5 protein-coding genes are annotated in these 5,508 nt (G+C 49.3%); 4 read left to right on the forward strand and 1 reads right to left on the reverse strand.

Features of this window, described 5'->3' with window-relative positions; translation table 11 throughout:
- A partial coding sequence (locus DI14_RS03590; RefSeq protein WP_034805319.1) for an NAD(P)/FAD-dependent oxidoreductase occupies positions 1-859 on the reverse strand: 859 nt, incomplete at its 3' end.
- A 267-nt stretch (positions 860-1,126) separates the two neighbouring features.
- Here DI14_RS03590 and DI14_RS03595 point away from each other — a divergent pair.
- From DI14_RS03595 to ptsG, 4 genes are all read left to right on the forward strand, one after another.
- Positions 1,127-2,338, forward strand: a complete 1,212-nt coding sequence (locus DI14_RS03595) for an NAD(P)/FAD-dependent oxidoreductase (protein ID WP_034805321.1) — start codon at positions 1,127-1,129, stop codon at positions 2,336-2,338.
- 118 nt (positions 2,339-2,456) lie between these two features.
- Positions 2,457-2,774: a YuiB family protein gene (locus tag DI14_RS03600; protein WP_034805322.1), complete on the forward strand. Its 318-nt coding sequence runs from the start codon at positions 2,457-2,459 to the stop codon at positions 2,772-2,774.
- Positions 2,775-2,879: 105 nt separating this feature from the next.
- Positions 2,880-3,725 (forward strand): glucose PTS transporter transcription antiterminator GlcT, encoded by an 846-nt coding sequence (gene glcT, locus DI14_RS03605; RefSeq protein ID WP_034805326.1) that lies wholly within the window; start codon positions 2,880-2,882, stop codon positions 3,723-3,725.
- 215 nt (positions 3,726-3,940) lie between these two features.
- The gene (gene ptsG, locus DI14_RS03610) at positions 3,941-5,467 is read left to right on the forward strand and encodes a glucose-specific PTS transporter subunit IIBC (RefSeq protein WP_034805328.1); all 1,527 of its coding nucleotides are present in this window, start codon (positions 3,941-3,943) and stop codon (positions 5,465-5,467) included.
- The last annotated feature ends 41 nt before the right edge of the window (positions 5,468-5,508 follow it).

The following is a 5,508-nucleotide window of genomic DNA, read 5'->3' on the forward strand; positions in this document are numbered from 1 at the left end:
CTTTTCCTTCGTATGTGGCAATGTCTCCGCAGGCGAAGATGCCGGCGACCGTCGTCTCCATACGTGAGTCGACACGAATCGTGTTCTTCTCGAACTCCATACCCCAGTTCTTGATTGGGCCGAGTGACGAGACGAAGCCGTAGTTACAAATCAAGTCGTCGACTTCGATGAACTTCGACGCACCGTCTTTGTCCGTCAATTCGACCGACTCGATGTGCGTCTCTCCTGAGAGTGACTCGATGTTGTACGGCGTCCAGACGTTGATTGTCGAGGCTTTCATCTGCTCGACCGTATGTTCGTGGGCGCGGAAACGGTCACGACGGTGGACGATGTGCACTTCTTTGGCGATTCCTTCAAGCATGAGCGCCCAGTCGACAGCCGAGTCGCCGCCGCCGGCGATCATGACGCGGCGATCGCGGAACTTCTCCATGTTGTCGACGAAGTAATGTAAGTTCGCATAGTCTTCGCATCCATCGAGACCGAGCGGACGTGCGGCGAATGCCCCGTTCCCGGCTGTGATGATAATCGCTTTCGTATGGTACTCATCTTTGTTCGTCGTGATGTGGAACGTGCCGTCTTCAAGGCGTTCGACCGTTTCCACCGTCTCGCCGAGGCGATAGTCCTGTTCGAACTGATCGGCTTGAGCTTTCAGTTGGTCAATCAAATCTTGGGCTTTCACTTTTGGGAAGCCGGCAATGTCGTATATATATTTTTCTGGATAGAGCGTTGATAATTGGCCGCCGAGTTGTGGCAAGCTCTCAATCAACGTCGCATCGAGTTGGCGCATACCTGCATAAAATGCGGTGAACAACCCGACTGGGCCGCCACCGATGATGATCACATCTTTCGTCGATTTCATCGAATTCCTCCTCAAAACGTATACATTTATTATAATGACAATCGTCCATTAAATCCATTCTGTACAAACATGCAACAGATTTAAAAAAAATTCAAGAAGATAAGCTTTTCCATTGAGAAATCGAAACAAAGAGCGTACAATGGCATAGAAGCAATTGTGAACATTGGTTGAACAAAGTTTAGGCTTTATTGTGAACATCTATGTGAAAAAACACACAACATGATTGTTCAAGAAAACAAATCTAAGAAACATAAGGTGGAAATGAACATGAAACGACCTAACATTGTTATTCTCGGCGCAGGTTTTGGTGGATTGATCACAGCGGTCAACCTCCAGAAGACACTTTCAGCTGGAGATGCGAACATCACGCTCATCAACAAACATGATTACCACTATCAAACGACATGGCTCCATGAGCCGGCGGCAGGGACGATGAAATCTGAGCAAGCTCGTATTTACATCAACGACGTCGTCAACCCGTCACGAGTGAAATTTGTCAAAGGGATCGTCGATCGCGTCGATACTACGACTAAGCAAGTGTTGCTCACAGACGGCTCGACAGTCGAATATGATTACGTCGTATTCGCACTCGGCGGTGTTCCGGAGACGTTTGGTATCCCTGGCCTCAAAGAGAACGCGATGACAATCAGCTCGCTCAACAGCGTGCGTAAAATCAAAAACCATATCGAGTACTCGTTCTCGGAATATAAATCAAACAACTCGGCAGATCGTTCATACGTGACAATCGTCGTCGGTGGTGCAGGCTTCACAGGGATCGAGTTCCTCGGTGAGCTCGTAAACCGAATCCCTGAACTTTGCAAACAGTATGACGTCCCACGCGAAGCGGTCCGCATCGTCAACATCGAGGCAGCTCCGACTGTCCTTCCTGGATTCGATCCAGACCTCACGACATACGCCCAGAAATGGCTCGAGCGCAATGGTGTCGAGATGAAGCTCGGTAACGGAATCAAAGGTGTTGAGCCGGGCGTTGTCACGTTCGGACCACTCCAAGGTGACACGACAGAGACGATTCACGCGAACACGATCATTTGGACAGGTGGCGTCAGCGGTAGCCCGATTATCGAGAAGTCAGGCTTTGAAGCGGTGCGTAACCGTGTCATGGTCGAGGCGGACAACCGTGCCCCTGGCCACGACAACGTCTTCATCATCGGTGACTGCTCGGCCGTCATGGACCCGGTATCGAACCGTCCATACCCGCCGACAGCTCAAATCGCGACACAACAAGCACACAACGTCGCGAAAAACATCGCCGCGCTCATCAACGGGAAATCGACTTCGAAATTCACGTACGAGAGCAAGGGGACTGTGGCGTCACTCGGTCACAACGATGGAATCGGGATCGTCATGGGTAAAAAAATCTTCGGTCGCAACGCTTCATTCATGAAGAAAGTGATCGACAACAAACACTTCCTCGAATTGAAGAAGTATGGACTCGTCCTTAAAAAAGGGAAGTTCTAAGCAATATGCTCCAGCCCGTTCCTCGGAACGGGCTTTTTTATTCACTGTTACGTCAATCTTTTTTGACCTGTTTGAGCGGTTTTCGTTATAATAGACGATGGGAAAAGGGGGCAATCACATGCATATCATCCAGGCTGTTATCGGCGCCATTTTATATTTGGTCATCTTCTTCAGCATCGGCTTCATCTTGAATATGTTACTGAAAAAGACGTGGACGCTCGTCTTCATCTATCCGATTTTCGTCATCTTGATGATTGATAACGTCAAGCTCTCTAGCTATGTCACGGAAACGTCGACCGCGCTCGCAAGCGTCTATGAACGATTGCTCGGGCTGCAGTTTCTTGACATCTTTATGCTCGGTTTCGGGTTGCTCGGTGCGATTTTAGCCGGGGTGACGATTCGATTCTTACGCAAGAGCGGTTACTCGATGTTTTAAAGACGACAGAAATGTTCGTCTTTTTTGTTTTCCGCCTACTTTTTTAGGGGATGAACCGATATACTAAGTACGAAACGATTTTAGTGAGTAAGGGATGCGATACGAATGACATTACCGATGTATACGATCAAAAAAGTGTTGAATAATAGCGTTGTCATTTGTCAACATGATACGGATCCGGAAGTCATTCTACTCGGGAAGGGGATTGGCTTTGGCAAAAAGGCTGGCGATCTCGTCGACCCGACCAGTGTCCCGGAGAAAGTGTATCAATTGACCGATAAAGAAGAACAGTCGCAATATCGTGAGCTCGTCAAGCATGTCGATGAAGATTTCATCGCCTTCATGCAAGAGATCGTCGGCTTCATCGAGACGAGTACGGGCAAAAAAGTCGATCAACATATCCATATCGGTTTGACCGACCACTTGTTCTTTACGATGAAGCGAATCGAGCAAGGGATGGAAGTGACGAATCCGTTCCTCCTAGAGACCGAATCGCTCTATCCGAACGAGTATTCACTCGCCGAACGGATCGTTGACATGATTCACGAGCGGCTCGATGTGTTGTTGCCCGATGCCGAGATTGGCTTTATCGCGCTCCATATCCACTCGGCGACGACGTTCAAAAACGTCTTAGAAGTGAACCGGCACAACCAAATCATCGGCCAAATCGTCCAAACGATTGAGAGTCGGTTGAACGTCAAAATGGACCGGACTTCACTCGATTATAAGCGCTTACTTCGGCACTTGCGGTACGCCGTTGAGCGGGTTGCGACGGGTGAGCTCGTCGAGGCTCCACAAAAAATAGAAAAGGTGTTGCGTGAAGAATATCCGCTATGCTATAGTACTGCTTGGGAGCTGATGGGCATCATGGAACGCGAGTTAAAGCGTCCTGTCCCGCGAGGTGAAGCGACATATTTGACGATGCATCTCCAGCGACTTACAAGTAGATAACTGATACCACGTATCTTACGTGTTACTGATTCGATCAGGCATGAGTAAGGAGTGGAACGGCTTACGATTTCTCCAATGGGAGAGGTCTACGTTCTGTCCCTTATTCATGCCTGTTTCTGTTTTTATAAACGTTTATTATGAAAACGTTTAGATACGTCGGTTGTCTGACATCTACGTCGTCCATTCGTATGACAAAACAAGAAGGAGGATTTATCATGTTTAAGCAGATTTTTGGTGTTCTTCAAAAAGTCGGTAAAGCACTTATGCTTCCTGTTGCGATCTTACCGGCAGCCGGTCTTCTCCTTGCATTCGGTAACGCGATGCAAAACCCGGCCCTTACATCACGCGCTGGTTGGTTAACGAACGAAGGCGTCGTGAAATTCGCTCAGCTCATGGAGCAAGCGGGTGGCATTATCTTCGCGAACTTGGCACTCTTGTTCGCTGTCGGTGTCGCCATCGGGTTAGCAGGGGACGGCGTTGCCGGACTCGCAGCCATCGTCGGATTCCTCATCATGAACCAAGTCATGGGAATCTGGCTCGAGCTCACGCCTGACGTCATCGCACAAGGTGACCCGGCATACGCGACCGTGCTCGGTATCCCGACACTCCAAACAGGGGTGTTCGGCGGGATTATCATGGGTCTGATTGCCGCCTGGGCGTACAACAAGTATTACAACATCGAATTGCCGCAATTCCTTGGCTTCTTCGCTGGTAAGCGTTTCGTCCCAATCGTCACGGCTGTTGCCGCGGTCGTCGCTGGTTTCGTCATGCTTCTCATCTGGCCACCGGTACAAACTGGATTGAACGCGTTCTCAACTTTCATGTTGACTGAAAACCGCACGTTCGCGGCGTTCGTCTTCGGTTTGATTGAACGCTCATTGATCCCGTTCGGTCTCCACCACATCTTCTACTCACCGTTCTGGTTCGAGTTCGGTCAATACACAGATGCGGCGGGTAACATCGTCCGTGGTGACCAAGCGATCTTCTTCGCACAGATTCGTGATGGCGCTGAGTTGACAGCTGGTACGTTCATGACTGGTAAATACCCGTTCATGATGTTCGGTCTTCCGGCTGCAGCACTCGCGATGTACCATGAAGCACGTCCAGAACGTAAAGCAGTCGTCGGTGGTCTCTTGGCTTCGGCAGCACTCACATCGTTCTTGACTGGTATCACTGAGCCGATCGAGTTCGCATTCTTGTTCGTCGCACCAGTCTTGTTCGCTGTACACGCCGTCTTCGCTGGCCTTTCATTCATGGTCATGCACATCTTAGACGTCAAAATCGGGATGACGTTCTCGGGCGGTTTGATTGACTACCTTCTCTTCGGTGTACTTCCTAACCGTACAGACTGGTGGCTCGTCATTCCAGTCGGTCTCGTATTTGCCGTCATTTACTACTTCGGATTCCGTTTCGTCATCCGTAAGTTCAACCTTAAAACACCGGGCCGTGAAGATGAAGTCGTTGAGCAATCAACTGCTACAGGTTCGGAACTTGCACAAGATATCCTCGTTGGGTTCGGTGGTTCACAAAACATTAAACACTTAGACGCTTGTATCACACGTCTTCGCGTCGAAGTGAAAGATAAGAACCAAGTGAACAAAGAAGAGTTGAAACGTCTTGGGGCAGCTGGTGTCCTTGAAGTCGGAAACAACATTCAAGCCATCTTCGGACCACGCTCGGATGCATTGAAATCAGAAATGCAAGCCGTTATCGCGTCAGGTAACGAAAAGAAAGCCAACTAATTCTAGTGGAAAGCCAATCCTTCAGGGGTTGGCTTTTTTTG

The organism is Exiguobacterium sp. AB2 (assembly GCF_000696055.1).
GTDB lineage: Bacteria > Bacillota > Bacilli > Exiguobacteriales > Exiguobacteriaceae > Exiguobacterium > Exiguobacterium alkaliphilum.